Here is a 25,229-nt window from a genome sequence, read left to right on the forward strand (position 1 = left end):
CTGAGAGTCAGCAGTTCTGTTGAGCTGAAGCACTAGAGCCGCCCAATTGAGTCGATAACAAGGTCCCAGAACTTTGCGACATCAAGGCCCGTTGCCACGTGCGTGGTGGAAACGTGGTTGATCCAGGGCCTGCGCTCTACGAGAGTCATGCCGGTGGTGTACGTGCCTTCAGTCTCGACAACGATCTTGGCGTTGAGCGTATCGACAATGCTGGGATCAATAACCCTGGCCAGTGCTACCGGGTCGTGAACGGGCGGTGCTGTGAACCGCTGTTCTAATTTGTTCGATTCGATGAAGAACGCCATGAGATCAACGACGAAGTTGCCGATCGGGGTGCCGAGTTCTCGGAAGCGGTCAACGACATCGGGGGTGGCCTGAGCCTCGTGGGTGACGTCCAGGCCCACCATGGTTACCTGCCATGGCGCAGAGAAGACGAGATTGGCAGCTTCGGGATCGACAAGAATGTTGAACTCGGCTGCGGTCGTGGCGTTGCCGAGATTCATGCCGCCACCCATGAGGCTCACTTCTCTCACGCGGCCAATGATCTCGGGTTGTTTGCGCATGGCCATGGCAATATTCGTGAGCGGCCCCGTCGGAACAAGAGTGATCGTGCCTGGCTCCGCGGACATGACCACATCGATCATGACGTCGACAGCGTGCCTGCGGTCGAGCTCCATGGCCGGCTCTGGCAAGGTGACCCCGTCGAGCCCGGACTCGCCGTGAATCTCGGGTGAGGTGACAAGGTCACGCACCAGGGGAGTGGCACATCCCGCAGCTATCGGTGCACTGATTCCAGCCAGGGTGGCAATGCCAAGGGCGTTGCGGGTGACCTTCTCCAGAGTCTGGTTGCCACCCACGGTGGTGATTGCCGCAATCTCGACATGGGGGTTGCCTGCCGCGAGCAGTATTGCCACGGCATCGTCATGCCCGGGATCGCAGTCAAGGATGATTCTTAGCGTCATGGGCGAACCTTCGTTTTGAACGTTCTTCCGGTTCAGATTGACCTGCATCAGAAGATGGGGACCTATTTCGGGCTGTGCTCCGCACTTCGCCTAGGGAGCTACCTCAAGGAGCGGGAAGGATCCCATCTCCGCACGCATTGATGGGGTTAAGAATTCGAGGGACGTCACAGCAATTTGCGAGTTCATCGACATTGTGGCGGTCGGGATGTAGGAGAACAGTTCCCTAGCAACAAGGCGGTAAGCATCCGCTTCCAGCTGTGCCGCCGTCTGTGCACTGGGGTCTTCCAAGAACCAGTCGGGCAGAGGAGCGAACGGCTCGCGGATGTCGTCCATCCCCGCGTCCAAGATCTCGCTCGTGTAGTCGTTCAGGTCGGCGATCCGCGCGAGTGCACGGTCCGGGGCTTCAAGGTGAGGGGTGGCTGCTTCCAGCCACTGCCGGGCGCGATCCAGTTCAACGAGACTCGTCTCGGAGGCGAGCTCGGCCACCTGGGCGGAGGTTAGCGGCTCGGCCGAAATACCGCCTGTTGGTTCCTCTCCTTCGGGGGCGGTCGCAATATCGTCGTGGGCGACTTGGAGGCGGATAAGAATCGAAGCGTAGAGCGGTGAGTCCGACGGATCGCCGCTTTCCAGCGCGGCCTGAGTCGCGGTGATGGCGTCCTCGAGAAGTACCGTCAGGTCATCCGTCGTGGCAGCGGGCGGGGGCGGGTTTTCGGCACCGTCCGGTGCCCCGTCGGGCCACGGCACCCACAGACCACCGACAGCATCGAGGTGGTCGGAGGCGACCGATGCTAGTTGTGAGGGATCGGATTCGGTGTCGCCCGCGGCCGCTTCATCGCTTGCTTCGGCAAGAAGATAGTACGAGTCGGCGGCTTCCTGTCGATGAACCTCGTCGGCCCCGGGGGTAGGTAGCTCGGGTGGGCCGGTGTCGATTCGGGTTCCGACAACGACCATGGCCAGGATAAAGATAGCGATACCAATGGCGATTGAGAGCGCGAATCCTGGGGTCGAAAGGCCCGTGCGACGTGTCATATATCCATAGTGCCACAGGGTATCGATCAGCCAGTGGCGTAGTGGAATCCGTGTCCAGGTGCAGAGGGAGTTGGTGGATGCAGGTACGCTAGGACACATGAAAGACGTCGAAAAGATCCACGAGGTGCTGGCACCGGCAGTTGCCGGTGCCGGGCTCTTCCTGGAACAAGTTGAACTCAAGCCCGCCGGTAAGCGCACTCTCCTGCGCGTAACCGTTGACCTGGCAGATGGTCCCGGGGGAGTGGACTCCGATCAGCTCACCGACGTCTCTCGCGTCATCTCCGAGACCCTCGATGAAAGCCCGGACGCTCCCGCGGGACAGTATGTTCTCGAGGTTTCCACCCCCGGAGCAACACGTAAGCTCACCGAGCCGCGCCACTTCCGACGTGCGGAAGGCCGCAAAGTCATCCTTACCACTGCCGATGGCGAGGTTACGGGGCGTCTTGAGTCGGTCGAAGGCGATACACTGGCGATCAGCAATAACGGGCATACCCAGGAGATCGCAATCTCCGACGTGGTCAATGCTCGTGTGGACGTCGAACTCTAGGAGCCCCCGTGGATATTCAGATGAGCGAGCTGCGGATCGTCGAATCCGAGCTCGGAATTAGTGTCGACGTTCTGGTCGGCGCAATCGAGGATGCACTTCTGCACGCCTACCACCGTGTCCCGGGAGCAATCGGCCAGGCCCGAGTTGAGCTTGACCGCACCTCCGGCAAGGCAACCGTCTGGGCCGTCGAGTTTGATGACGACGGTGAGCCCGTCGGCGAGTTTGACGACACCCCGAACGACTTTGGGCGCATCGCGACTTCAACCGCGCGTTCGATCATTGCGCAGCGTCTGCGCGATGCCGAGGCAGACCGCGTCCTTGGCTCCTTTAAGGGCAAGCAGGGGACCATCGTTTCCGGCGTTGTGCAGGCGGCCCCGCCTCGCTCCAACCCCGAAGATATTTACGTCAACGTCGGTGAGCACGAGGCGATCCTCCGCAAGGACGAGCAGGTTCCCACCGAACGTTTCCGCCACGGTGACCGGCTCCGCGCCTACGTCACCGATGTGTCCGTTGGTCACCGCGGTGCCACCGTCCGCCTGTCCCGCTCCCACCCGGAGCTGGTCCGCCGTCTCTTCGAGGCCGAGGTTCCCGAGATCGAGGGCGGAGATGTTGAGATCGTTGCCCTTGCTCGCGAGGCTGGCCACCGGACGAAGCTTGCCGTGTGGAGCGCTGACGAGTCGATCAACGCCAAGGGTGCCTGTATCGGACAGCACGGACAGCGCGTCCGCGCCGTCATGGAGGAGCTTGGTGGAGAGAAGATCGATATCGTCGACTACGACGACGATCCCGCTCTGTTCATCGGGGCCTCCCTGTCGCCCGCACGCGTCACCCAGGTCGACATCCTCAACGCGGATGCTCGCCAGGCCCGCGCGGTCGTTCCCGACGACCAGGCATCGCTCGCCATCGGCAAGGAAGCGCAGAATGTACGCCTCGCCGCAAAGCTGACCGGCTGGTCAATCGATATCCGTAAGGAATCGGAAATGGCGGCGGCACGCGCCGAAGCCGAAGCAGCCGCAGCTCGCCGGGCTGAAGAGGCCGCGGCAGCCGCTGAACTCGATGACTCAGCCGAGTACGACGACGATTTCGACGAGTCTGACGACACGGAGAATTGAGAGATCACCCACCACGTGGCCGAAACAGTTGGTTTGTGGCCGCGAATTGATAGAATGGCGGATGGTTTACGCCGCCTAGCAGATGGACACTGTGTTGACTCATACACCTCAGCGCACGTGCATCGCCTGTCGGCAGCGGGAACCGCGGTCCGCCCTGGTCCGTTTTGTGGCGCAACAAGGAAAGCTTGTTGTTGACACGGACGCGACTCTCCCCGGGCGAGGCGCGTGGCTGCATCGTCGCCGCGCATGCCTGAACAAGGCCCTTGTGACCCGGTCGTTTAACCGTCACCTGCGTACGCAGATCACGGACACGACCGAGGCTGAGGCCCGGTTCGACTTAGGCTCAACCGGAGCCGAGAAACAAGAAGCGACGAAGAAAGCGGGTAGAGAGCCGATGGGCGCCCGATGAGTACCCAGCGATGAGCTGCCAGCAATAACGGGTCTGTCGCACCTGCGCGGACCCCACACAAAGGAGAAATGTGGCCAAAGTCCGCGTCCACCAACTCGCCAAGGAACTAGGAATCCAGAGCAAGGAACTGCTTGCCTACCTGTCCGAAGCCGGCGAGTTTGTTAAATCAGCGTCCTCGACGCTCGAGCCTCCCGTTGAGAGGAAGGCTCGCGAGCACTACGAGGCGAATGCGCCGAAGGCTGAAGAAAAGCCCGAGGCCAAGAAGGCTGCACCCAAGGCGCAGTCCCGTCCCGCCGCACCCAAGCCGGGACCCGCGCAGAGCCCGAAGACGGAGCCTGCCGCGAAGCCTGCACAGACCAAGGAGACACCGAAGCCGGCCGCACCCAAGCCCGGCCCCAAGACAACTCCCGCCGCTCCCGCACAGGAGAAGGCGGAACCGAAGGCATCGGCTCCGGCTCCCAAGCCGGCAGCACCTGCCCCAAGCCTGCGGCGCCCGCACCGAAGCCGGGTCCCGCGCAGTCAACCCCGGCAGCATCCGCGAAGCCCGGCCCCCGTCCCGCAGCTCCGAAGTCCGGCCCCAAGCCGGGCGGTCAGCAGCGCGGCGGCGACCAGCGCCAGCAGCGCGGCGGTAAGGGCGGTCCTCGCCCCGGTAACAACCCGTTCTCGTCGAGTCAGGGAATGCCCCGCCCCGGCGGCGGCAAGGGCGGTCCCCGTCCCGGTAACAACCCGTTCTCGTCGAGTCAGGGAATGCCCCGCCCCGGCGGCGGCAACAAGGCTGGCGGAGGCCAGGGTGGCCAGGGTGGGTCACGTCCCCGTCCGGGCGCAGGTGGTGCGAACAGGGGCGGACCTCGTCCCTCGCCGGCCATGATGCCCGGCCACTCCGCACTTGCGGACCAGTCGAAGGGCGGCGGCCGCGGTGGTCGCGGCGGTCGTCCTGGTGGCGGTCGTGGCGGAGCACCCGGCGCAGGCGGACCCGGAGGCGGCCCGAACAGGGGTCGTCCGCAGCGCGGTGGTACCGCTGGTGCATTCGGTCGTGGCGGCGGCCGTCCCGGTAGGGGACGGAAGTCGAAGCGCGCGAAGCGTCAAGAGTACGAGCAGCAGAATGCTCCCATGGTGGGCGGTGTCCGCGTTCCCCGCGGCGACGGTTCAACCGTTGTCCGGATCCGCGCAGGCGCATCCCTTGCTGACTTCGCCGAGAAGATTAACGTCGATCCCGCAGCACTCGTGACCGTCATGATCACGATGGGCGAGATGGTGACAGCTAACCAGTCGCTCGACGAGGACACGTTCAAGTTGCTCGGTGCTGAACTCGGTTACGACATCCAGATCCTGTCCGCCGAGGACGAGGATCGCGAGATTCTCGAGCAGTTCAACATTGACCTCGAGGCCGAAGAGGCCGCCGAAGACGATGAGGATATGCGTCCGCGTCCGCCGGTCGTCACGGTCATGGGCCACGTCGACCACGGTAAGACGAAGCTCCTTGACGCGATCCGTTCCGAAGACGTTGCCGAAGGCGAAGCCGGCGGCATCACCCAGCGGATCGGCGCTTACCAGGTTGCTGTCGATCACGAGGGCGAAAGCCGCGCGATTACCTTTATCGATACCCCCGGTCACGAGGCGTTCACGCAGATGCGTGCCCGCGGTGCCGAGGTTACCGACATTGCGATCCTTGTTGTCGCAGCGAACGACGGCGTTATGCCGCAGACCGTCGAGGCGCTTAACCACGCCCAGGCGGCCGGTGTTCCGATCGTTGTCGCGGTCAACAAGATTGACGTTGAGGGAGCTTCCCCGGACAAGGTCCGCGGTCAGCTCACCGAATACGGTCTGGTTGCCGAGGATTACGGCGGCGACACGATGTTCGTCGACGTTTCCGCCAAGCAACGCCTCAACATTGACGATCTCCTCGAAGCTGTCCTCCTCACGGCAGACGCGGCTCTCGAGCTGACCGCCAACCCGGACAAGCCGGCACGCGGCGTTGCGATCGAGTCCAAGCTGGACCCGGGCCGCGGCTCCCTTATCACGGCTCTTGTCGAGTCCGGTACGCTCCGCGTTGGCGACTCGATTGTTGCGGGCACCGCCCACGGCACCGTCCGTGCGATGTTCGACGACAAGGGCAACACGGTGGACGAGGCCGGTCCTTCGGATCCAGTCCAGGTCCTTGGCCTTACCTCGGTCCCGAGCGCCGGTGACGGCTTCCTCGTGGCAGAGGATTCGCGCCAGGCCCGTCAGATCGCCGACAAGCGGGAGACCGCTAAGCGCGCCGCTACGCTCGCTAAGCGCCGCAAGCGCATCTCCCTCGAGGACTTCAACGAGGCACTCAAGGCCGGCCAGGTCGAGACCCTCAACCTCATCATCAAGGGCGACTCCTCGGGAACCGTCGAGGCTCTCGAATCGTCCCTGCTGGAGCTCGAGGTCTCAGACGAGGTTGCGCTCAACATCATTCACCGCGGTGTCGGTGCGATCACGCAGAACGACGTCAACCTTGCCACGGTCGACTCGGCCGTGATCATCGGCTTCAACGTCCGCCCGGCAGAGCGAGTCACCGACTACGCCGACGCCGAGGGTGTGGAGATGAAGTTCTACTCCGTGATCTACGACGCGATCGACGACGTTGAAAGTGCTCTCAAGGGCATGCTCAAGCCGATCTACGAAGAGGTCGAGCTCGGCCGCGCGGAGATCCGCCAGATCTTCCGTTCCGGCAAATTCGGCAACATCGCCGGTTCGATGGTGCTCTCCGGTGTTATCAAGCGCGGCGCAAATGCGCGCCTGGTACGCGACGGCGTCGTCATCACCCCGAATCTCGAAATCGTTTCGCTCCGCCGCGAGAAGGACGATGTCACCGAGGTCCGCGAAGGTTTCGAGTGCGGTATTACGCTCGGCCACAAGGACATCGCTGAAGGCGACATCATCGAGACGTTCGAGATGCGGGAAAAGCCCCGCGAATAACGCGACTAAGCCACAGGCAGGTGGGCCCTCCGGGGCCCACCCCTGGGAACAGGAATATCCATGGCCGAAAACCCTCGCGCCCGCAAGGTCGCCGATCGCATCCAGGAGATCGTGGCCGTCATGATCGACCGGAAGCTCAAGGATCCGCGGCTCGGCATGGTCACCGTGACCGATGTTCGAGTTACCGGCGACCTGCAGCACGCAACGATCTTCTACACCGTCCTCGGTGACGAAACGGTTCTCCGTTCGTCCGGCACGGCTCTCGAGTCCGCAAAAGGCATGATCCGTTCCGAGGTGGGCAAGCAGCTTGGCTTGCGGCTCACCCCGACCATCGAGTTCGTTGCGGATGCTCTTCCGGTGACCGCGCAGTCCATTGAGGACGCTCTGGTCGCGGCGCGCGCACGCGATGCCGAACTGGCTCGTCAGCGCGAGTCGGCGAAGCCCGCGGGCGACTCCGATCCGTACAAGAAGCCGGCCGACGACAGCGAATGATCGACGTCCCTCGAGGAGCGGCACCCGCACAGTCCGGCATCCTCATAGTCGACAAGCCCGCCGCTGCCACCTCTCACGATGTGGTGGCGGCGGTTCGCCGTCTCGCCCACACCCGCAAAGTCGGCCACGCCGGCACCCTCGACCCTGCGGCAACGGGGGTGCTCGTCATTGGCATCGGCGCAGGGACCAAGCTCCTGACCTACCTGTCGGGAGCCGACAAGGACTATCTGTCAACGTTCCGGCTCGGCCAAGAGACCGACACCGAGGACGCCGATGGACAAATCATCTCCACCCCCGGGCTGACAGCAACCGATGAACAAATAGATGTTGCCCTTGCCTCCCTCACCGGAACGATCGAGCAGATTCCGTCCGCCTACTCGGCCAAGAAGATCGACGGCAAACGCGCCTACGATCTGGCGCGGGCGGGAGAGAAAGTTGACCTGAAGGCCGCGACTGTCACCATCGACCGTCTTGATCGCACGTCTCCGGTTACTCGCCACGATGATCTGGCTGACTTCGATGTCGAAGTGAGTTGCTCCACCGGTACCTACGTGCGGGCCCTCGCCCGGCAAACCGCGAATGCTCTCGGATCCGCTGGCCACATCACCTATCTGCGACGCACGAGAGTTGGCGGCTTCGACCTTTCTGAAGCTCACACGATTGAGTCCCTGATCGAGCAAGCTCAGTCCGGCCCTATCTCAGTCCTCCCCATGGCAGAGGCCGCGAAACGCTCCATGCCATCCGTGCAGATCACGGCCGAGCAGGAGACGGCACTGCGCTACGGCCAGTTCATCGACCTTGACGTTGAGTCCTTCCCCGTTGCTCTTATCCGCGATGACACCCTTGTTGCTATCGGCACGAAACGAGGCAACCAGGTTGGCCCGGCAACGGTCTTCGCTTAGGGACAGGTGACATCTTGTCGCCGGAGGGTTATTCCTCGATGCTTACTGACCTGCCCTACGGCGTGAGTTGAAGGGCAAGCCAGAGAATTGCAGCATCTGCGATCCTGCGAGGGTCCAGTCCCGTCGAGTCCGCGATGCGGTTGAGCCTGCCGGTGAGGGTGTTCTTGTGAATGAAAAGAATGTCGGCGGCTCGGGAGAGTGATCCGTCTGCGTCGAAATAGGCACGAAGGGACCGAATGAGCTCATCGCGATGCTCTGCAGGCAGCCCCTCGAAGACTCGGAGAACGAATGCCTGTCGTTCCCGCGCGGGAGTGGCCGACAGTAGCAATTCGATGGTCAGCCCGTCATAACGATGAATGTCGGTGGGGGAGTGAAGTGCGTGGCTCAGCGCTTTCTCCGCCTGATCGGTTGCCTGCGGCCCGCGCAGGCCGATACCGGAAAGTCCCACAGCGAGCCTGAGGGTGGACTCTGCCCGCACCCTCCGCGCGAGATGATCAAGCCAGGAGACGATCATCGCCAGTTGTTCTGAAGACTGCGAGTAAGCGGAACTATCTCGACTTCCCATCGGATTCTTGTCGAGGACAGCATGGGGGATAAGGATGACGATACGAGAGGCGAGAAGAGCGGTGATTGCCCCGCGGGCGCGTGCTTCTTCAAGAACCAGTTCGCTCATGCGATCCACCTCGGCTTGGAACGAGGAGGAGGCAGCGGGTTTGGTGGGGCTGCCTGCTGAAGTGACCCTGGCGGTAGCAACGACGTAGGCCGCACGAACATCGATGTTGAAGTCGTTACCTTCGGTGACAATCTCGGGAGTGGGCTCCCGAGTGTCGGTCAACCAGGCCTCAAGGAACCGAGAATAGGATCTGCCGTGCCGTTCCGCTCGTTCCCGGACGTGGGTTTCCCGCAGGAGAATTTCCGTCATTTTCTGCAACACGTGGGCCGGGGTGGTGAAGGTGGCGGGATCACCGGTGATGCCAAGAACGCCCGTGATTTCGCCTTCGACCCAGATCGGTAGGTTGAGGCCCGGGCGGACCCCTGGCAGCCGGTCGTGCGGCTCAATGATCAGCCGATCAAGCTGCTCCGTGATGACTCGTTCCGCCCCAAGGTGATGGTTGCCGATCCGGTTAGGGTCCGTGCTTGCCATGATGACCGCAGACCGGTCCATGAGATTCACGTCCTCGCCAAGGACCGAACTGATCTCGGACACGATCCGCTGAGCATTCTCGACAGAGATCTTCACCGATCCTCCTCCACGCTGAGAAACCCCGCTTCACCTGCGGAAATATTGGTTGAACATGCGATCTGAAACACACCGCTGTGGAACGATCCTAGCTCCTTACTGGTCTGGCGACTATCAAAACGTGGAAATCATGGTCTGAAGACCGTCGACTCTTGTGAATGACTCGCCCTACTGTGGTGCTCATCTCTCGCTAGTCTGTCGCAAAGGAGCAGAAATGACTGGCATACCGCTCATTATCGTGTTTGTTCTCGCAATCGCGCTCATGATCTTCATGATTTCGGTGTGGAAGATCCACCCGTTTATCTCGATCATGCTTATCGCCCTCGGCTTCGGCCTGATCGGCGGCATACCCCTCGTCAACCAACTAGACGCGGACGGCGAAGTAGAAGTTAATGGCATTGCCACCGTTATTGGGCAAGGCTTCTCGGGAACGTTTACCTCGATCGGCATCGTCATCATTCTCGGTGCCCTCATCGGACTCGTTCTCGAAAAGACCGGTGGCGCCTTCCAGATCGCCGATGCTCTGGTCCGCGTCATCGGTAAGAAACGCCCGGTTCTCGCCACGCAACTCATGGGCTGGGTCGTCTCGATCCCTGTGTTCTGTGACTCCGGCTTCGTAATTCTCAACCCAATCCGTCGGGCACTTGCTAGGCGTACCGGCACCTCTGCTGTCGCCATGACCGTGGCGCTGTCCGCCGGTCTCTACACGGCCCACGTGTTCATCCCGCCCACCCCGGGCCCAATCGCCGCAGCCAGCACGCTCGGCATTGGCGACAACCTCCTGGTTGTCATCGGTCTGGGTCTTCTTGTCTCCATCCCGTCTCTCATCGTGTCCTACTTCTATGCCCTCTACATCGGCAAGCGGATCCGCACCGACGAGGACGATGAGATCGCCGATGATGCTATGTTGGAACAGGCCTACGACGACCTTCGTACCTCGTACGGCAAGCTCCCCAGCGTCGCCAACTCCTTCCTCCCGATCGTCGTTCCCATCCTCCTCATGGCACTCGGTTCGATCGGCTCCGTTTTCGAATGGGACGGCCTCCTGGGCGACATCGTTGGCTTCTTCGGCACCCCGATCATCGCGCTCGCGGTCGGCGTGGTCTTCGCCGTTGTGACGCTGCTCAGCGTGACCCGCGGTAAGGAGCTTTACGACATCACGGACGAGACGCTCCGGGTCGTCGGTCCGATCCTCTTCATCACCGCCGCCGGCGGCGTCCTCGGACGAGTTATCGCTTCGACCGACATGGTTGTCTTCATCGAGGACAACGCGACAAGCTTCTCCTCGATCGGACTGTTCTTCCCGTTCATCATCTCCGCGATCCTCAAGACCGCTCAGGGCTCCTCGACGGTTGCTCTCGTGACCACGGCAGGCATTGTCGCCCCGACACTCCCGGCCCTCGGTCTCGTTACTCCGGCGGAAATCGCCTTGGCGGTCATGGCCATCGCGGCTGGTGCCATGACCGTGTCGCATGCAAACGACTCGTACTTCTGGGTCGTCACGAACTTCACCGGCATGACACCGCAGCAGGGTTACCGCACGCAGACAACGGTCACGTTGCTCATGGGTGTCACGTCGATTATCTTCATCTGGATCCTGGGACTGTTCATCATCTAGTGACCGGTACCGAACTAGTAGCCTAAGAAGAGTAACTGCGGGCCACGGGCGGGGCCAGGGACAGCCACAAGCTGACACCCGGCCCCGCCCACCCGCACATCGAGAAGGAACATGCTCGTGAAGAACATCGTCGTCATTCCCGACTCGTTCAAGGGAGCCGTGACCTCCTCGGAAGCCAGTGGGGCGATCACCGAAGGCCTCCGCCAGGTCCTCCCCGATGCTGCTATCACGCAGATCTCGGTAGCCGATGGGGGAGAGGGCACCGTTGACGCCATGCTGGCAGCCGGCACCGGCCGCAGCATCACCGCGCAAGTCTGCGGTGTTTTCCCCGGGGAATCGATCAATGCCACCTACGGAATCCTCGATTCGGCGGATAATACTCCAACCGCGGTGGTGGAGATGGCGGCGTGCGCCGGCCTTCCGCTTGCCGAAGGCAGAAAGAGCGCCGGCAAGACAACGACCTACGGGGTGGGCGAACTCATTGCCCACGCAATCGAAGGCGGCTCCAAGCACGTCATCGTCGGAGCCGGTGGTAGCGCCACCACAGATTTGGGGTGCGGGGCGGCCGCCGCCCTCGGCGTCCGGTTCTACAACAGGTCGGATGAGGAGTTCGTTCCCGTCGGCTCGACGCTCAAAGACGTGGCCCGTATCGATGCCACGGGTGCAGAAGAGATTCTCTCCGGAATCTCCGTCACCGTCATGTGCGACATCGACAATCCTCTTGCCGGGCCCAACGGTGCCGCCTACATCTTCGGTCCTCAAAAGGGAGCCGATCCCGACACGGTGAAAGAGCTGGATTCCGGGCTTATCCACGTCGCCAACATCATCAAACGCGATCTTGAGATCGATATCGCCCAGGTCCCCGGAGCGGGTGCCGCCGGGGGACTTGGCGGCGGGCTACTTGCTTTCACCGGTGCCGAGCTCCGCCCCGGAATCGACACCCTCCTGGAAGCCGTGCGCTTTACCGACATCATCAAGGACGCGGACCTCATCATCACGGGCGAAGGCCAGATCGACGGTCAGTCCCTGTCGGGCAAGGTGCCGGTAGGAGTCTCCCGCTGGGCAGCCAAGCATCGCGGGCCCGACCTCCCCGTCGTGGTCCTTGCAGGATCCATAGGCGAGGGGATCGACGACGTCTACGCCAAGGGTGTTACCGCCGTGTTCCCCATAGCTCGGCGCCCCGGTTCCCTTTCGGAAGCGATAGAGCACACTGCCGAAAACCTCACCGCCACCGCGAAGGACGTCGCCCGGTTAACGGCTTTCCTCACGTAGGAGCGGTTATCTCCTGCGACAAATTAGTTCTCGGTGGAGCGGTTATTCCGGCGAAGTATTTCCCCTAGGTCGTGACACCTAGCGCCCTACGAATGTGTGTCTCTGACTAGATAGCGTTAGCTTCCTTGGTCCAGCGGATCAGGCCGCGCGGGATCTTCTCCTTGCCGATCACGTCGTCGACAAGGCCGTGATCGATGAGCCGGTCCGAGGTCAGGATTGAAATTTCGCCGGTGGGTTCGAGGATAATCGCCGAGATCTGATCGTTGGATTGGATACCCGCCAGGCGAAGCTTTGACTGGAGTTCGTCACGGCTGATTCTGGTCTTCCGAAGAACATCCTCGAGGGGCTTCGATCCGGCATACAGCAAAATCGGCTGGTTGTTTACCCAGTGCTCGCCACGCTTCGTGTGGGCGATCTGTCCGATCGTTCCCTGTAGAGCAACAAGCGTCAGGAAAGCGATGATGCCGGTTGTGAGGGTAGGGCCCGGACCTAGGGTGGCACGGCCGACGATGGCACCGAAGATGATTCCCGCCAGCAGGTCGAAACTCGTTAAGCCCGTGAGCACTCGAGCACCAAGTATTCGTGACACGAGAATGACAAGAAGGTACATGACGGTCGTGGCGATAACTGTCGCCAGCGCACCTTCCGGGGTAATAAACAGCCATTCCAGCAGAATCTCGGTATCCATAGAACAAGCTTGCCAAATCCCAAGCTGATCAACCGAGAAAAGGAGAAAACAGACACCGGGCAGGTGTTTCTCGTTGGATATCGGATAGGGGAGAGATGGCGGTCATTGGAAGGAGCAAAACGAGAGCCCGCAAGTCCTGCGGAAGCACGGACGGTATGACGTACGACGGACTGGATTACCGGATGACCAGTCGAACGATCAGTGGAATGCTAGTACTGCAGACCGGTGTTGACAGTGTTGCAGAGTTTTGCTGAGCATCACCCACGTCCCTATTTCTCCAACTGCATACGGTTCCGCCTCGGCGGGTGGATCGACGTAGACTGTGCCCATGAGTCAAACCTGTGCATGTGGAAAGCGCGAAGTATCGGCAGCATCCAGCGGCTGTGGCTGTGGAGGTCACGGTCACGCCCACGGTGGCGGCCACGGTCATTCCCACCAGGGTGGCGGCGGCTGTGGCTGTGGAGGTCACGGTCACGCCCACGGTGGCGGCCACGGTCAGTCCCGCCAGGGTGGCGGCTGCGGTTGTGGCGGCGGTGGATCAAAGGGCGCTGATCCGCGGATTGTCGACCGCTCCGAGGGTCGCCCGCAGCTCGGCCTGCGTTCCGGCCTCTGATGCTGGTCTGGCGTACACCCGCCGACATCCCGTCCGATTTCGAAGGCTCCGTCGTTACTGTTGGGGTGTTCGATGGTGTGCACAAGGGCCACAGGGCTGTCATTAACGAAGCGGTTGTCGAGGCCCGGTTACTCGGAGTTCCCAGCGTTGTGCTGACCTTCGATCCCCACCCGGCCACCGTTCACAACCCGGACCGGACCGTACCTCTCGTTATTTCGGTCGAGGACAGGCTCCGCAGGCTCGAAGCTCTCGACGTCGACATTGTTTACGTCCAGCACTACACGCGCGTCTACTCCCAAGCCACGGCAGAAGAGTTTATTCTCGACCAGCTTGTGGGTGAGCTCAAGGCAAAGTCTATTGTCGTCGGCGAGGATGCTCGGTTCGGACGCGACAACAGCGGTGACTGCGACTTTTTGATGGACATGGCGGACAAGCACGGCTTTACCGCCACCGTGGTTTCCGACCTCGAGGACGATGCGTCCGGGCGACGCTGGTCCTCGACCTGGCTACGCGAAGTGCTCGACCGCGGCGACGTCAAGGCCGCGACGAAGGTGCTTGGTCGCCTGCACCGGCTCCGGGGTACCGTCGTTCACGGCCACAAGCGGGGCCGCGAACTCGGTTTCCCCACCGCAAACCTGCAAGCATCATCCGCCGGGGTTGTCCCCAAGGATGGTGTGTACGCTGGCTGGCTCGTCCGGGACGTCCCCGGTACCTCAGCGGTGGAGAATCTACCGGCAGCTATCTCGATTGGCACCAACCCCCAGTTTGATGGCAAGGGAAGAACGGTTGAGGCACACGTCCTCGGACGTGCCGACCTTGACCTGTACGGCGAGGACATCGCCATCGATCTCGTTGCCTACCTTCGCCCCATGGTTTCTTTCGACAGGGTGGAGACGCTCCTTGAACAGATGGATGAGGACCTGCGGCAGTCAGCCCTTGCCCTTGGCGTCCCGGTATCCGGCCGGGTCGACCCAACTCAGGTGACCGCTGGCCTCCAAGCCGAAGAGTTCAACCTGTAACGATTCTCCGGGGACCGCGGTTGCCATGCCGCGGGTACGTAGCGAATATCACCGGATGCTCGCGGTGAGTGCCTGGGGGCTGCGTGGTAAGCTTGCAAAGCCGTTAGATCGGCCACGGATGCGTCATGCCCGGGAGAACAGGCCCCGGAGCTCTGTGCAACGGAAAGAAACTGGAGAATCAATGGCTCTCTCAGCTGAGAAAAAGCAGCAGATTATCAAGGAATACGCCACCCACGAGGGTGACACTGGTTCGCCTGAGGTGCAGGTTGCTCTGCTCTCGCAGCGCATCAACGACCTGACCGAGCACTTCCGCTCGCACAAGCACGATCACCACTCGCGTCGTGGTCTCATGCTTCTCATCGGGCAGCGTAAGCGCCTCCTCAAGTACCTCGCGGACGAGGACATCGAGCGTTACCGCGCTCTCATTGCACGCCTCGGTCTGCGACGCTAAGACCACCGGCCCGGGCCCAACAGGCCCGGGCCAACCGCTGTCTAGGGACAGCACACTGAAGAAAAAATAAGAAGAATAATGTATGTGGAGCGGACGCCCGGTCCTCGGTTGCAAATTACGGGGCAGGTACCCGTGACTGGCAATCGATGACCGTGACCGTCTCCAAGAAAGATAGAGGAACCATGGAAGGTCCCGACGTTAAATTTTCCGAAGCAGTCATTGATAATGGCTCCTTCGGCACCCGCACGATCCGTTTCGAAACCGGCCTGCTTGCTCGCCAGGCAGCCGGAAGCGCAATGGTTTACCTGGATGGCGAGACCGCTATCCTGTCCGCCACCGCAGTCTCGAAGGCACCGAAGGATCACTTCGACTTCTTCCCGCTGACCGTTGACGTGGAGGAGCGCTCCTACGCCGCCGGTCGCGTCCCCGGCTCGTTCTTCCGTCGTGAAGGCCGCCCGGGTACGGACGCGATCCTCGCGTGCCGTCTCATCGACCGCCCTCTGCGTCCCGCCTTCGTCAAGGGCCTGCGCAACGAGGTCCAGGTTGTTGCCACCGTAATGGCGGTGCACCCTGATGATGCGTACGACGTTGTCGCCATCAACGGCGCATCGATGTCCACCACACTGTCCGGTCTGCCCTTCTCGGGCCCGATCGGCGCCACCCGCATCGCACTCATCGACAACCAGTGGGTTGCTTTCCCGCGCTACTCCGACCTGCCCCGCGCAACCTTCAGCATGGTTGTTGCCGGCCGTATCGTCGGTGACGACGTTGCCGTCATGATGGTTGAGGCTGAGGCTGGCGAGTACGCCTGGGACCTTATCCAGGAAGGTGCTCAGGCACCGACCGAGGAGACCGTCGCCGAGGGTCTCGAGGCCGCCAAGGGCTTTATTCGCGTTCTCTGCGACGCACAGCAGGAACTCGTCGACCAGGCTGGCAAGGAGACGCAGGACTACCCGCGCTTCCTCTCCTACTCGGACGAGCAGTTCGACCGCGTTGAGAAGCAGATCGGTGACCGTCTCGGCCCGATCCTCGAACTCGTTGGCAAGGCCGACCGCGATAACGCACTGAACGAGCTCACCACTCACGTGGTTGCCGAACTGTCGAAGGACTACCCGGAGGGCGAAGGCGAGCTGTCCGCAGCCGTTAACGCCGTCTTCTCGAAGCAGATGCGTCACCGCGTTCTCACCGAGGGTGTTCGCATGGACGGCCGTCAGCCCGCGGAGATCCGTTCGATCTCCGCCGAGACCAATGTTCTTCCCCGCGTGCACGGCTCCGCCCTGTTCCAGCGTGGCGAGACCCAGATCCTGGGTGTCACTACCCTTAATATGCTGAAGATGGAGCAGCAGCTCGACAACCTCTCCCCGGAGAAGTCGAAGCGCTACATGCACCACTACAACTTCCCGCCCTACTCGACCGGTGAAACCGGCCGCGTTGGCTCCCCGAAGCGTCGCGAAATCGGTCACGGCATGCTCGCAGAGCGCGCCCTCGTCCCGGTCCTTCCGTCGCGCGAGGACTTCCCGTACGCAATCCGTCAGGTCTCCGAGGCCCTCGGTTCGAACGGCTCGACCTCGATGGGCTCCGTCTGTGCATCGACCCTGTCGCTGCTGAACGCCGGTGTGCCGCTCCGCGCCTCCGTCGCCGGTATTGCCATGGGTCTCATGTCCGAAGAGATTGACGGCGAGCAGCGCTACGTTGCCCTCACCGACATTCTTGGCGCCGAGGATGCCCTGGGCGACATGGACTTCAAGGTTGCAGGTACCCGCGAGTTCGTGACCGCTATTCAGCTCGACACGAAGCTCGATGGCATCCCGGCCCAGGTGCTCGCAGCGGCACTTGGCCAGGCACGCGACGCACGTCTCGCGATCCTCGACATCCTCGATGGCGCGATCTCGGTTCCTGACGAGATGAACGAGACCGCACCGCGAATCATCACCATTAAGATCCCCGTTGACAAGATCGGCGAGGTCATTGGCCCCAAGGGCAAGATGATCAACCAGATCCAGGAGGACACGGGCGCCGAGATCTCGATCGAGGACGACGGCTCCGTGTTCGTTGGTGCGACCACCGGCTCCGCTGCCGAGGCCGCACGTCAGGCGATCAACTCGATCGCCAACCCGACCATGCCCGAGGTGGGCGAACGCTTCGTTGGAACCGTCGTCAAGACAACCTCCTTCGGTGCGTTCGTATCGCTGACCCCCGGTAAGGACGGCCTGCTCCACATCACGCAGATCCGCCGCATGGTTGGTGGTAAGCGCGTCGAGAACGTTGAGGATGTCCTCAATGTGGGCGACAAGGTCCAGGTTGAGCTCGCTGAGATCGACCAGCGCGGCAAGCTCTCGCTCCACGCCATCGTTGAGGGCGAAGAGAACGAGTCCGCTGAGGAGAACGATAACGAGGAGAACGGTCACGAGGAGCGCGCCGAGCGTAAGCCCCGCAACCGCAACCGTCGTCGTACCCGTTCCTCCGATGAGGACTAAGTAGCCACGACGAACCAGTCGCGACTAATCAGTCGTTAACAACCGATAAGGATGTTATGAGTATGGGCCGGACCTTCGGGACCGGCCCATACCGGTATCACCATGACATATACAGAAATCCGCCTGGCAGACCAGGACCTTGATGTCGAAGACTCCGGAATGCATTTGCGCCGCACCCTCCGCCACGGCATTCGCTTCATCACCGAACACATCCCCACGCAACGCTCCGTTGCGCTCGGCATGTGGATCGGTGCGGGTTCCCGCGATGAAGAAGCGGGCCACGAGGGCTCCACGCACTTTCTGGAACACCTGCTCTTCAAAGGCACCAGGAACCGTTCCGCTATCGATATTGCTGAGGAGCAGGACTTCCTTGGTGGCGACTTCAATGCCATGACCGGCAAGCAGTTCACGGCCTACCACGGCAGGGTCTTCCAGGATGATCTGAAACGCGCGGTTGACCTCCTTGCCGACATGATCACCTCGGCACGGCTCGACCGGGAAGACATGGACGTGGAGCGAGGAGTGATCCTCGACGAGCTGGCCATGTATGCTGACGATCCCTCGGAAGTGGCCCACGAGGCACTGCCTGCCGCGGTTTTTGGCGACCACTCGCTAGCCCGCCCCGTGGGCGGAACCAAGCAGTCAGTGGGTGCACTCGACCACGGCTCCCTGCTCGAACACTACGCTGACCACTACCATCCGGGTGAACTGGTCGTTGCGGCCGCAGGTGCCGTTGACCACGAGGAGTTCATCGAGACCGTTATCGATGCACTGCGTCGTCACGGCTGGGAACTGGATGGCACGGACACCGTGCCCCGCCGGATCGAGTCACCCCTGTCCTATAGCCTGTCGGACCGTCGGATCGTTCAAGCATCCGAGCAGTCCGCCGTGGTGATTGGAATGCCGGGGGTGACAAGCGATGATCCGATGCGACCCGCCCTGATCGCTGCCCTCACCATTCTCGGCACCGGTTCCTCATCCCGCCTCTTCCAAGAGGTACGAGAAAAGAGGGGATTGGCCTACTCTGCTTACGCTCTCGCTGCGTCCTATGAGACCGGGGGACTGGTAGCTATGGCGGCACCAACCTCCCCGAAGAACGCCGATATCGTCGCCGAGCTCATGAACGACACCCTCAACTCCATGGTCGGCACGGTTAAAGAATCCGAAGTGGAGTCCGCCTATCGCAGGCTCAGGGTCGGGGTTGTGTTCGATGCTGAAGCCGCGCAGCAGAGAATGATGAGGCTCGGACTGGCTGAGGTTGCCACCGGCCGGCTTATTTCCATGGACGAATCGCTCCGCAGACAGCGTGCCGTCACACGTGACGATATTGAGCAGGTGCTGTCACAGCTCGTCGTGAACGACCGGGCTCGCGTTGTCGTTGGACCGGTAGAGTGATCCCATGAAGATTGCAGTCATTGGAGCAAAGGGCCGCATGGGCCAGGCCATGAGCGCGGGAGTCGAGCAGACGGATGGGCTGGAGCTGGTCGCACAGCTTGATGCCGGTGATGAAATCACGACCGAGTCCCTCAACGGGGCAGAGGTCGCCATCGAATTCACCCGTCCCGATTCGACACTCAAGAACACCCTTGCCGTCATAGGTGCAGGAGTGCACTGCGTCGTTGGCACGACGGGGTGGACGGATGAGGGGCTGGACCAGGTGCGGGAGCTCCTGGAAACAAAGCCCGGTGTAGGCGCCATTATCGCACCCAACTACGCTCTGTCCGCCGTGCTCGCCATGTCTTTTGCGAAGAAGGCAGCAGCCTACTTCGAATCCGCGGAAGTCATCGAACTTCACCACCCGAACAAGGTCGACGCACCCTCGGGAACGGCTCTGACAACCGCCAAGGGAATTGCCCAGGCGCGCCGCGAGGCGGGTCTGGGTCCCATGCCCGATGCAACCGAAACGGATCCGGGCGGCGCACGCGGAGCAAACATCGATGGAGTACACGTTCACGCGGTACGCCTGCGCGGCCTGACCGCACACGAAGAGATTGTCTTCGGCAATCCCGGCGAGCAGTTCACGATTCGTACCGATTCCTTCGACCGCGAATCGTTCTTCCCCGGCGTGCTCCTTGCCGTGCGGGAAGTATCCGGCAGGCCAGGCCTGACCTACGGTCTCGACCAGCTTATGGATATATAAATTATGAATTCTTAGAGAAGTTTCTTCTCAAACAATAATGGGGCCCGCATGTCCAGTACATGCGGGCCCCACTATTCCTGATTGCTACGGGTTGTCGCAGCGTAGTTGGTGAGCGGCGGGCCGAGGGAGGTGACGGACCTTGGCCCGCCGCTCAGTGCCTAGAGGTGGCGGTTGAGGGCAGGGGTGTCCCTGCCGTCGCCGTCCCAGTCGCCAACGAGGATCGTGTCGGTAGACAATCCCAGCGTGATTTCCTGCTCGGCGTTGCCGCCGGTGTGGGCGTTGTTGATGAGGAAGACATTGTCGCGTCGTAGCGTAACAGTGTCGGTTCCGTCGCCGCTGAAGTCACCCGCGAATGCCTCATCGGATTCCCAGCCGTACCTGTACTCAATATCGGCGTTGCCACCGGTTAGAGCATTGTTGACGAAGAAGACCTTGCCACGGCGAACCGTGAAAGTATCCGAGTCGTTGCCGTCCCAGTCGCCGACAAGGATTTCGTCGTTGTCGCGGCCGTACTTGAACTCGTGATCGGCGTTGCCACCAACCAGTTCGTTGTTCAGGTAGATGGTGTGGCCGCGGCGAACACCGAGGGTGTCGGTTCCGTCGCCGTCCCAGTCGCCGACGAGAATTTCGTCGTTGTCGCGGCCGTACTTGAACTCGTGATCGGCGTTGCCGCCAACCAGTTCGTTATTCAGGTAGAACGTGTGGCCACGGCGAACGCCGAGGGTATCGGTTCCGTTCCCATCCCAGTCACCAGCGAAGACCTGGTCGCCTTCCTTACCAAAAGCAATTGCCACGTCGTGGGTCTCGGACTCCCAGGAGTTGTAGAGGAAGAAGGCGTTACCGGTTGGTTCCGGTTCCGGAGCGGGCTCAACCTCGAGCTCAACAACGGCAGGCTCGGCGTCTGCCGAGACAGAAAGCGAGCCGTTGGTAGCGGCTGCGGAGGAGGACAGCGTCGCGGATTCCGCGGCGATGTCGTCCTCGGTGAGGGTGTACGTGCGGGACTCGCTAAGTGATTCTTCAGAGCCGAGCTCAGCGGCTTCAATCGCTCCGGTCACGTCGGTGAGGCGTACGTTGCCGGTGTTGGTGACGGTTGCGTCATAGGAGACGATGTCACCGGCCGAGTCGTAGCCGTCGCCATCGACATCTTCGATGCTGGCGACGGATAGGGCAACGGTGAGTTCGGGCAGACGCTCGATCAGATCAACCTCGTCACCCACGATATCGAGCGACAGCGGCTCGAGACCGGCGCCTTCAACAGCCCAGGTGCTGGTTGGGAGGAAGAATCCATCAGCAAGCTCGTCGGCGTTGACCATGTGGAATGCTGTGGTGCAGGTATATCCGGCACCGGCGGGAAGCGTACGGTAGCGGCAGTTTCCAGCACCATCATCCGGAACGAACGGATAGAAGTCACCAGCCGTTGGATAGGTCGTCTGGGTAACGTTCGATTCGGAGTCAACTCGGAAGTGGTAGTTCAGCCTCTCACCCTCGGTGTAGGGATCGACTGCCACGTCACGAGTGGAGTCACCCGGGTAGCCCTCGATGTTTGCCCCGAGAGTCGGTGCGGCGCCTTCGAGGACCGTAACTGTCGCGTCACCGCGCAGGCTGTATTCACCGGCGGAGATGAGAATATCGCCGTTTTGCACCTGGCCGTCGGCGGTCCAGATCGGGATATCGACGTCGAGAGTGACCTCGACGGATTCGCCGGGCGCCAGCTCTGAGAACTTGGCCTCTGTGGCCGACCATCCCGAACCAAGATCCGCGGTAACGGTTCCTGCTGGCATGGCCTTGTCGTCATCGTTGTTGATCGTGAAGGTCAGCGGAACGGTGTCGCCAGCATTGCCTTCGGAAGCGGTGTCAGCGAACGAGGCGCAGAATGGCTTGAGCCAGTCCTCGTCGAAGTCGCCGTAGAGAATCTCCGAGTTGGCGCCCTCGTAGACAACGCCGTAGGTGCCATCGTCGAGTGCAACGAGGTCGGAGTAGGAGTGGCCGCCGGGCTCGTAGGTTTTAGATACGGGCCAGGTCTGACCGTCGTCGCACGAGTAGCGAACCGTGCCGTTCGTACGGCTCGTGGCATTCGCATTCGAGAACAGGAGTTCCTTTGCCTCGAGCGAACCGGCCTCGGCGCCCGGGTTCATTTGAATGATCGATGCGTTATTCCGGGGATCAAGAAGCGTGTGGTCGAGCTCTGGCTCGGACCAGCTATGCCCACCGTCGTCCGAGTAGGCAACCCAGCGCGCGGTGTGGGTATGGTGGGCACGAGAGTTCATCATGAGCCTGCCATCGGACAGCTCAACGACCTTGTTCTCATCCATAAGGGAACCGACCGGTTCACCCATCTGCCACGTTTCACCGTGATCATCAGAGTATACGGAGTACGCGACAACTGCTCCGGAACGTACCTGGCCAGCGTACTGCTGGACAAGACGACCCGCGTATTCACCCCGGGTGATCTGGATTCCGTGACCGGATGTGGCGAACTGGCCGCGCATGTTCTCCGGCTTGACCACATCGGTGATCAGGCGGTGCTCCCAGGTCACGCCGTTATCTGTCGACACCGATACCTCGGCCGAGATAACGTCACGGTCCTCGTCGTCGTTACCGTAGACGCTTCCCCAAAAACCCTGGTCCTTCGAGAAAACGTGGAAGTTGAACAGGGTGTTTGTTTCAGCGTCGTAAACGTACGAAGGATCGGAATAGCCAAGCTTGTTCTCGCCGGTCTTGCCAGCGTGAACAACGGTCTGCTCCTCCCAGGTCTTTCCACCATCCGTTGAGCGGCGCTGCAGGATGGAGTTCGGTCCGGGGGAGTCCGCGCCGGTTGGCCGTCCGTCGTAAGAAATCAGCAGATCGCCGTTGTTGAGCTGAATGATCGCGGGAATGCGGTAGTTCGGGAACACCCCATCGCCACCCAGGGCGATACGCAACGTCGTGAATTCCTCGGCGGCGGCCTCATCCTCCGCCATCGCAGGAATCCCGGCAAACGTCGAAGCAAGAAGTGCGACACCTGCCCCTGCACTCAAGAATCTCCGCCGTGCTGTTTTTGGCCTGTGCTTTATAGCCACAGGTACCTCCTCGTCGTGTGGTCTGTCGGCAACGCTGCCGACCGTGCAGATATCCGACACATGAGACTTCAGATGTCAGACATCTTCTGAGCAGTGTAATTCGGACAACAGCAATATGCGACCGCTAGCACGAATGACGTACTGCCTGCGACGATATTGTGCATACGCTAGGTAGTTAACAGATTTCACTGCTATGAGGTGCAGTGGAAATTTTCTCGGTCGCATCAGCTGACCTGGGAGGATGGGGCGTCAGTAGCGCTATTTGAGCGTGTCGCTACTGTCGGATTCTTGCCCTCGCGCCGGAGCCTCCCAAACGCGTGTGTAGGTATAGCAAGATGGTTGCCCTGGTGATACTAAAGCGGCGCAAGAGGAACCTGCGCCGTGAGGCAAGGAAAAGGTAACTGCGCCGCGAAGGAGGGAAAAGTGGTAAACGAGCGGGCTGAGGGGTGTGCTCACCCTTCAGGGAGGGATGTTTACTCTGCTGGGTCGAGGACGGTGTACCAGCACTGCTCGGTCACGGTGCCGGTGCCGAGGTCGAGGTTGCGCTGGATGCCGCGAGGTGCGAAGCCTGCGCCCTGGAAGAAGCGGGTTTTTGCCTCGTCACCAACCATGATCCACACCTGCATCTCCTCAGCCTTGTCCTGTTCGGCAAACTCTGCGATTGCGGCAAGGAGGCGCGAGCCGTGGCCCTTGCGGCCGTTATTGCGGGGAACCTCGAGGGCAAGGATCTCAATGGTGCCGGGATTATCTTCGGCGTCGCCGATCATGGCCTGGTCGGCGGGGGCGATTGCGGCGAATCCCACTATTGCTGCCCCTTCAACGGCGGTCAGGGTCCGGTACGCCGGTGACGGTGGGGCGGAGATTGAGTCAGACCAGCCCTTCGCGAGTGCCTCACTAGTCAGCTGCGCTGAGACCTCCGCGGGGAGGTCGTGGCCGAGCGCTGCGGCCAGTGTCGCCTTCATCGTCGTTGCATGCATATCACCGAGGAACGGCACATCGGAGATGATGGCGGGTCGGACAAAGGAATCAGGAAGAGCTTGAGTCACCAGGCCAGCCTATCGATCCTGCGGCCAAGGGTCCATGTGGCCCCGGTGAGATGTGAAGATTCTCGGTCACCACGACGCGACGCATCCGTTCGTCGACAAATGAGGCTGTCTTCTAGTCAAAGAGGTGATCCAGCGGAGCTGAATAGGCGTATATCCGAACCATTTGGCTGGTCAGATTGGGTGAAAAGGTGTCCATATGTTCGACACTTGGGACCGTTGGCGCCGATCCGCCGGATAAAAGATCTAGGATGTCCCCATGGGTAGTACACCGTCACGCACATTTGGCTCCGTCGGAGTGGCCATGGCAACGCCATTCGCCCCGATGGTTCACTGGACATTGAATCGGCCCGCAAGCTCGCGGACCACCTCGTAGGCGAGGGTGTTGATCTGATCGTCCTCTCTGGCACGACCGGTGAGTCGCCGACGACTCACCAGCCTGAGAAGGACGAGCTTGTCACCGAGGTCGTTGCCGAGGTTGGCGACCGCGCCATGGTGATCGCGGGCGCTGGTTCTAACGACACCGCGCACGGCGTCAGGATCGCGAAGGGCGCAGCCAAGTGCGGTGCCCAGGGCCTCCTTATCGTCTCGCCCTACTATTCCCGTCCCTCCCAGGAGGGCATCTACCAGCACATCACCGCGATCGCGGCCTCGACGGAACTGCCCGTCATGGTCTACGACATCCCGGGCCGCACGGGTGTGCGGATCTCTGACGAGACATTTGATCGTCTCGCGGAAAACCCGAAGATCAAGGCAGTGAAGGACGCCGTAGGCGACCTGCCGAACGGTATCGCCACCTCCCGACGCACCGGCCTCGAATACTACTCGGGCGATGATGCTCTCAACCTGCCGTGGCTGACCATTGGTGGCTCGGGCGTCGTCTCGGTTGTTGGACACATCGGCGGTAGGCGTTACCGCGACATGATTGATGCTGTTGACGCCGGGGATTACGCCAAGGCGCAGCAGATCGACGATGAGATTCATCCGCTTGTCAACGCGATCATGGGTGGCGGCCAGGGTGCGGTTATGGCGAAGGAAGCACTCGCCATGACCGGGGTGATCCCGCACGCCACGGTGCGTCTGCCGCTCGTTGGTGCCAGCCAGAACGAACTTGACTCGCTGCGCCGAGTCCTCCAGGTTCAGGGCTACCTCAACTAACCTTCCCGGAACCGTAGGGCGGGAATAGCTATCTGACGCGGGGCGGTACGAA

At 61.5% G+C, this 25,229-nt stretch carries 19 protein-coding genes and 2 pseudogenes; 15 read left to right on the forward strand and 6 right to left on the reverse strand.

Annotated features, from left to right (window positions below; translation table 11 throughout):
* Positions 1-32: 32 nt before the first annotated feature.
* Both EJ997_RS01295 and EJ997_RS01300 read right to left on the reverse strand, forming a co-directional pair.
* Positions 33-962 carry a nucleoside hydrolase gene (locus EJ997_RS01295; RefSeq protein ID WP_126702974.1) on the reverse strand — a complete coding sequence of 310 codons (930 nt, stop codon included), beginning with the start codon at positions 960-962 and terminating at the stop codon, positions 33-35.
* A gap of 90 nt (positions 963-1,052) precedes the next feature.
* A complete protein-coding gene (locus EJ997_RS01300; RefSeq protein WP_126702975.1) occupies positions 1,053-1,991 on the reverse strand; it encodes a hypothetical protein in 939 nt (312 codons plus the stop codon).
* Positions 1,992-2,088: 97 nt separating this feature from the next.
* Between EJ997_RS01300 and EJ997_RS01305 the strand changes: the two genes are divergently transcribed.
* From EJ997_RS01305 to truB, 6 genes and pseudogenes are all read left to right on the forward strand, one after another.
* Entirely contained in the window at positions 2,089-2,538 is a 450-nt protein-coding gene (locus EJ997_RS01305) for a ribosome maturation factor RimP (RefSeq protein ID WP_126702976.1), read from the forward strand.
* Between the two features lie 8 nt (positions 2,539-2,546).
* Positions 2,547-3,650: a transcription termination factor NusA gene (nusA, locus tag EJ997_RS01310; protein ID WP_126702977.1), complete on the forward strand. Its 1,104-nt coding sequence runs from the start codon at positions 2,547-2,549 to the stop codon at positions 3,648-3,650.
* An 82-nt stretch (positions 3,651-3,732) separates the two neighbouring features.
* Positions 3,733-4,059 (forward strand): YlxR family protein, encoded by a 327-nt coding sequence (locus EJ997_RS14020; RefSeq protein ID WP_126702978.1) that lies wholly within the window; start codon positions 3,733-3,735, stop codon positions 4,057-4,059.
* Between the two features lie 70 nt (positions 4,060-4,129).
* Positions 4,130-7,005 (forward strand): annotated as a pseudogene (infB, locus tag EJ997_RS13680) (translation initiation factor IF-2).
* 60 nt (positions 7,006-7,065) lie between these two features.
* Positions 7,066-7,497, forward strand: coding sequence for a 30S ribosome-binding factor RbfA (rbfA, locus tag EJ997_RS01325; RefSeq protein ID WP_126702979.1), 432 nt, complete (start codon positions 7,066-7,068; stop codon positions 7,495-7,497).
* Entirely contained in the window at positions 7,494-8,399 is a 906-nt protein-coding gene (gene truB / locus EJ997_RS01330; RefSeq protein WP_126702980.1) for a tRNA pseudouridine(55) synthase TruB, read from the forward strand. Before rbfA ends, truB begins: the two co-directional genes overlap by 4 nt.
* A gap of 55 nt (positions 8,400-8,454) precedes the next feature.
* Here truB and EJ997_RS01335 read toward each other — a convergent pair whose 3' ends face one another.
* Entirely contained in the window at positions 8,455-9,639 is a 1,185-nt protein-coding gene (locus EJ997_RS01335; RefSeq protein ID WP_126702981.1) for a CdaR family transcriptional regulator, read from the reverse strand.
* Positions 9,640-9,853: 214 nt separating this feature from the next.
* Between EJ997_RS01335 and EJ997_RS01340 the strand changes: the two genes are divergently transcribed.
* Together EJ997_RS01340 and EJ997_RS01345 are read left to right on the forward strand one after the other, a co-directional pair.
* Positions 9,854-11,257: a GntP family permease gene (locus tag EJ997_RS01340; RefSeq protein WP_126702982.1), complete on the forward strand. Its 1,404-nt coding sequence runs from the start codon at positions 9,854-9,856 to the stop codon at positions 11,255-11,257.
* A gap of 117 nt (positions 11,258-11,374) precedes the next feature.
* Positions 11,375-12,529 (forward strand): glycerate kinase family protein, encoded by a 1,155-nt coding sequence (locus EJ997_RS01345; protein ID WP_126702983.1) that lies wholly within the window; start codon positions 11,375-11,377, stop codon positions 12,527-12,529.
* Between the two features lie 106 nt (positions 12,530-12,635).
* Here EJ997_RS01345 and EJ997_RS01350 read toward each other — a convergent pair whose 3' ends face one another.
* Positions 12,636-13,217 carry a DUF421 domain-containing protein gene (locus tag EJ997_RS01350; RefSeq protein ID WP_126702984.1) on the reverse strand — a complete coding sequence of 194 codons (582 nt, stop codon included), beginning with the start codon at positions 13,215-13,217 and terminating at the stop codon, positions 12,636-12,638.
* 328 nt (positions 13,218-13,545) lie between these two features.
* Here EJ997_RS01350 and EJ997_RS13050 point away from each other — a divergent pair, with 328 nt between their 5' ends.
* From EJ997_RS13050 to dapB, 6 genes are all read left to right on the forward strand, one after another.
* Entirely contained in the window at positions 13,546-13,830 is a 285-nt protein-coding gene (locus tag EJ997_RS13050) for a hypothetical protein (protein ID WP_206501741.1), read from the forward strand.
* The gene (locus EJ997_RS01360; RefSeq protein WP_126702985.1) at positions 13,830-14,849 is read left to right on the forward strand and encodes a bifunctional riboflavin kinase/FAD synthetase; all 1,020 of its coding nucleotides are present in this window, start codon (positions 13,830-13,832) and stop codon (positions 14,847-14,849) included. The genes EJ997_RS13050 and EJ997_RS01360 overlap by 1 nt, the downstream gene beginning before the upstream one ends.
* 181 nt (positions 14,850-15,030) lie before the next feature.
* On the forward strand, positions 15,031-15,300 hold the full coding sequence (gene rpsO / locus EJ997_RS01365) for a 30S ribosomal protein S15 (RefSeq protein WP_126702986.1): 270 nt from the start codon (positions 15,031-15,033) through the stop codon (positions 15,298-15,300).
* A 182-nt stretch (positions 15,301-15,482) separates the two neighbouring features.
* Complete coding sequence (locus EJ997_RS01370; RefSeq protein WP_126702987.1) at positions 15,483-17,777, forward strand: polyribonucleotide nucleotidyltransferase; 2,295 nt, start codon at positions 15,483-15,485, stop codon at positions 17,775-17,777.
* Between the two features lie 102 nt (positions 17,778-17,879).
* The gene (locus tag EJ997_RS01375) at positions 17,880-19,172 is read left to right on the forward strand and encodes a M16 family metallopeptidase (protein ID WP_126702988.1); all 1,293 of its coding nucleotides are present in this window, start codon (positions 17,880-17,882) and stop codon (positions 19,170-19,172) included.
* Positions 19,173-19,176: 4 nt separating this feature from the next.
* A complete protein-coding gene (gene dapB, locus EJ997_RS01380) occupies positions 19,177-19,917 on the forward strand; it encodes a 4-hydroxy-tetrahydrodipicolinate reductase (protein WP_126702989.1) in 741 nt (246 codons plus the stop codon).
* A 158-nt stretch (positions 19,918-20,075) separates the two neighbouring features.
* On the opposite strand, the gene EJ997_RS01385 is transcribed toward dapB, so the two are convergent.
* Both EJ997_RS01385 and EJ997_RS01390 read right to left on the reverse strand, forming a co-directional pair.
* Positions 20,076-22,934, reverse strand: a complete 2,859-nt coding sequence (locus EJ997_RS01385) for an exo-alpha-sialidase (protein ID WP_164719689.1) — start codon at positions 22,932-22,934, stop codon at positions 20,076-20,078.
* A 515-nt stretch (positions 22,935-23,449) separates the two neighbouring features.
* Positions 23,450-24,022 (reverse strand): GNAT family N-acetyltransferase, encoded by a 573-nt coding sequence (locus EJ997_RS01390; RefSeq protein WP_126702991.1) that lies wholly within the window; start codon positions 24,020-24,022, stop codon positions 23,450-23,452.
* 256 nt (positions 24,023-24,278) lie between these two features.
* Between EJ997_RS01390 and dapA the strand changes: the two are divergent.
* Positions 24,279-25,177, forward strand: a pseudogene (gene dapA / locus EJ997_RS01395) (4-hydroxy-tetrahydrodipicolinate synthase).
* Positions 25,178-25,229: the final 52 nt, after the last annotated feature.

Source organism: Flaviflexus ciconiae, from assembly GCF_003971195.1.
Classification (GTDB): domain Bacteria; phylum Actinomycetota; class Actinomycetes; order Actinomycetales; family Actinomycetaceae; genus Flaviflexus; species Flaviflexus ciconiae.

Excerpts from the sequence above, each read along its gene's own strand:
- EJ997_RS01360 (WP_126702985.1), top strand. The coding sequence starts at position 13,830 with ATGCTGGTCTGGCGTACACCCGCCGACATCCCGTCCGATTTCGAAGGC.
- rpsO (WP_126702986.1), top strand. The coding sequence starts at position 15,031 with ATGGCTCTCTCAGCTGAGAAAAAGCAGCAGATTATCAAGGAATACGCC.
- dapB (WP_126702989.1), top strand. The coding sequence starts at position 19,177 with ATGAAGATTGCAGTCATTGGAGCAAAGGGCCGCATGGGCCAGGCCATG.
- rbfA (WP_126702979.1), top strand. The coding sequence starts at position 7,066 with ATGGCCGAAAACCCTCGCGCCCGCAAGGTCGCCGATCGCATCCAGGAG.
- EJ997_RS01300 (WP_126702975.1), bottom strand. The coding sequence starts at position 1,991 with ATGACACGTCGCACGGGCCTTTCGACCCCAGGATTCGCGCTCTCAATC.
- EJ997_RS01375 (WP_126702988.1), top strand. The coding sequence starts at position 17,880 with ATGACATATACAGAAATCCGCCTGGCAGACCAGGACCTTGATGTCGAA.
- EJ997_RS01305 (WP_126702976.1), top strand. The coding sequence starts at position 2,089 with ATGAAAGACGTCGAAAAGATCCACGAGGTGCTGGCACCGGCAGTTGCC.
- truB (WP_126702980.1), top strand. The coding sequence starts at position 7,494 with ATGATCGACGTCCCTCGAGGAGCGGCACCCGCACAGTCCGGCATCCTC.
- EJ997_RS13050 (WP_206501741.1), top strand. The coding sequence starts at position 13,546 with ATGAGTCAAACCTGTGCATGTGGAAAGCGCGAAGTATCGGCAGCATCC.
- EJ997_RS01370 (WP_126702987.1), top strand. The coding sequence starts at position 15,483 with ATGGAAGGTCCCGACGTTAAATTTTCCGAAGCAGTCATTGATAATGGC.
- EJ997_RS01295 (WP_126702974.1), bottom strand. The coding sequence starts at position 962 with ATGACGCTAAGAATCATCCTTGACTGCGATCCCGGGCATGACGATGCC.
- EJ997_RS14020 (WP_126702978.1), top strand. The coding sequence starts at position 3,733 with ATGGACACTGTGTTGACTCATACACCTCAGCGCACGTGCATCGCCTGT.
- EJ997_RS01340 (WP_126702982.1), top strand. The coding sequence starts at position 9,854 with ATGACTGGCATACCGCTCATTATCGTGTTTGTTCTCGCAATCGCGCTC.
- EJ997_RS01350 (WP_126702984.1), bottom strand. The coding sequence starts at position 13,217 with ATGGATACCGAGATTCTGCTGGAATGGCTGTTTATTACCCCGGAAGGT.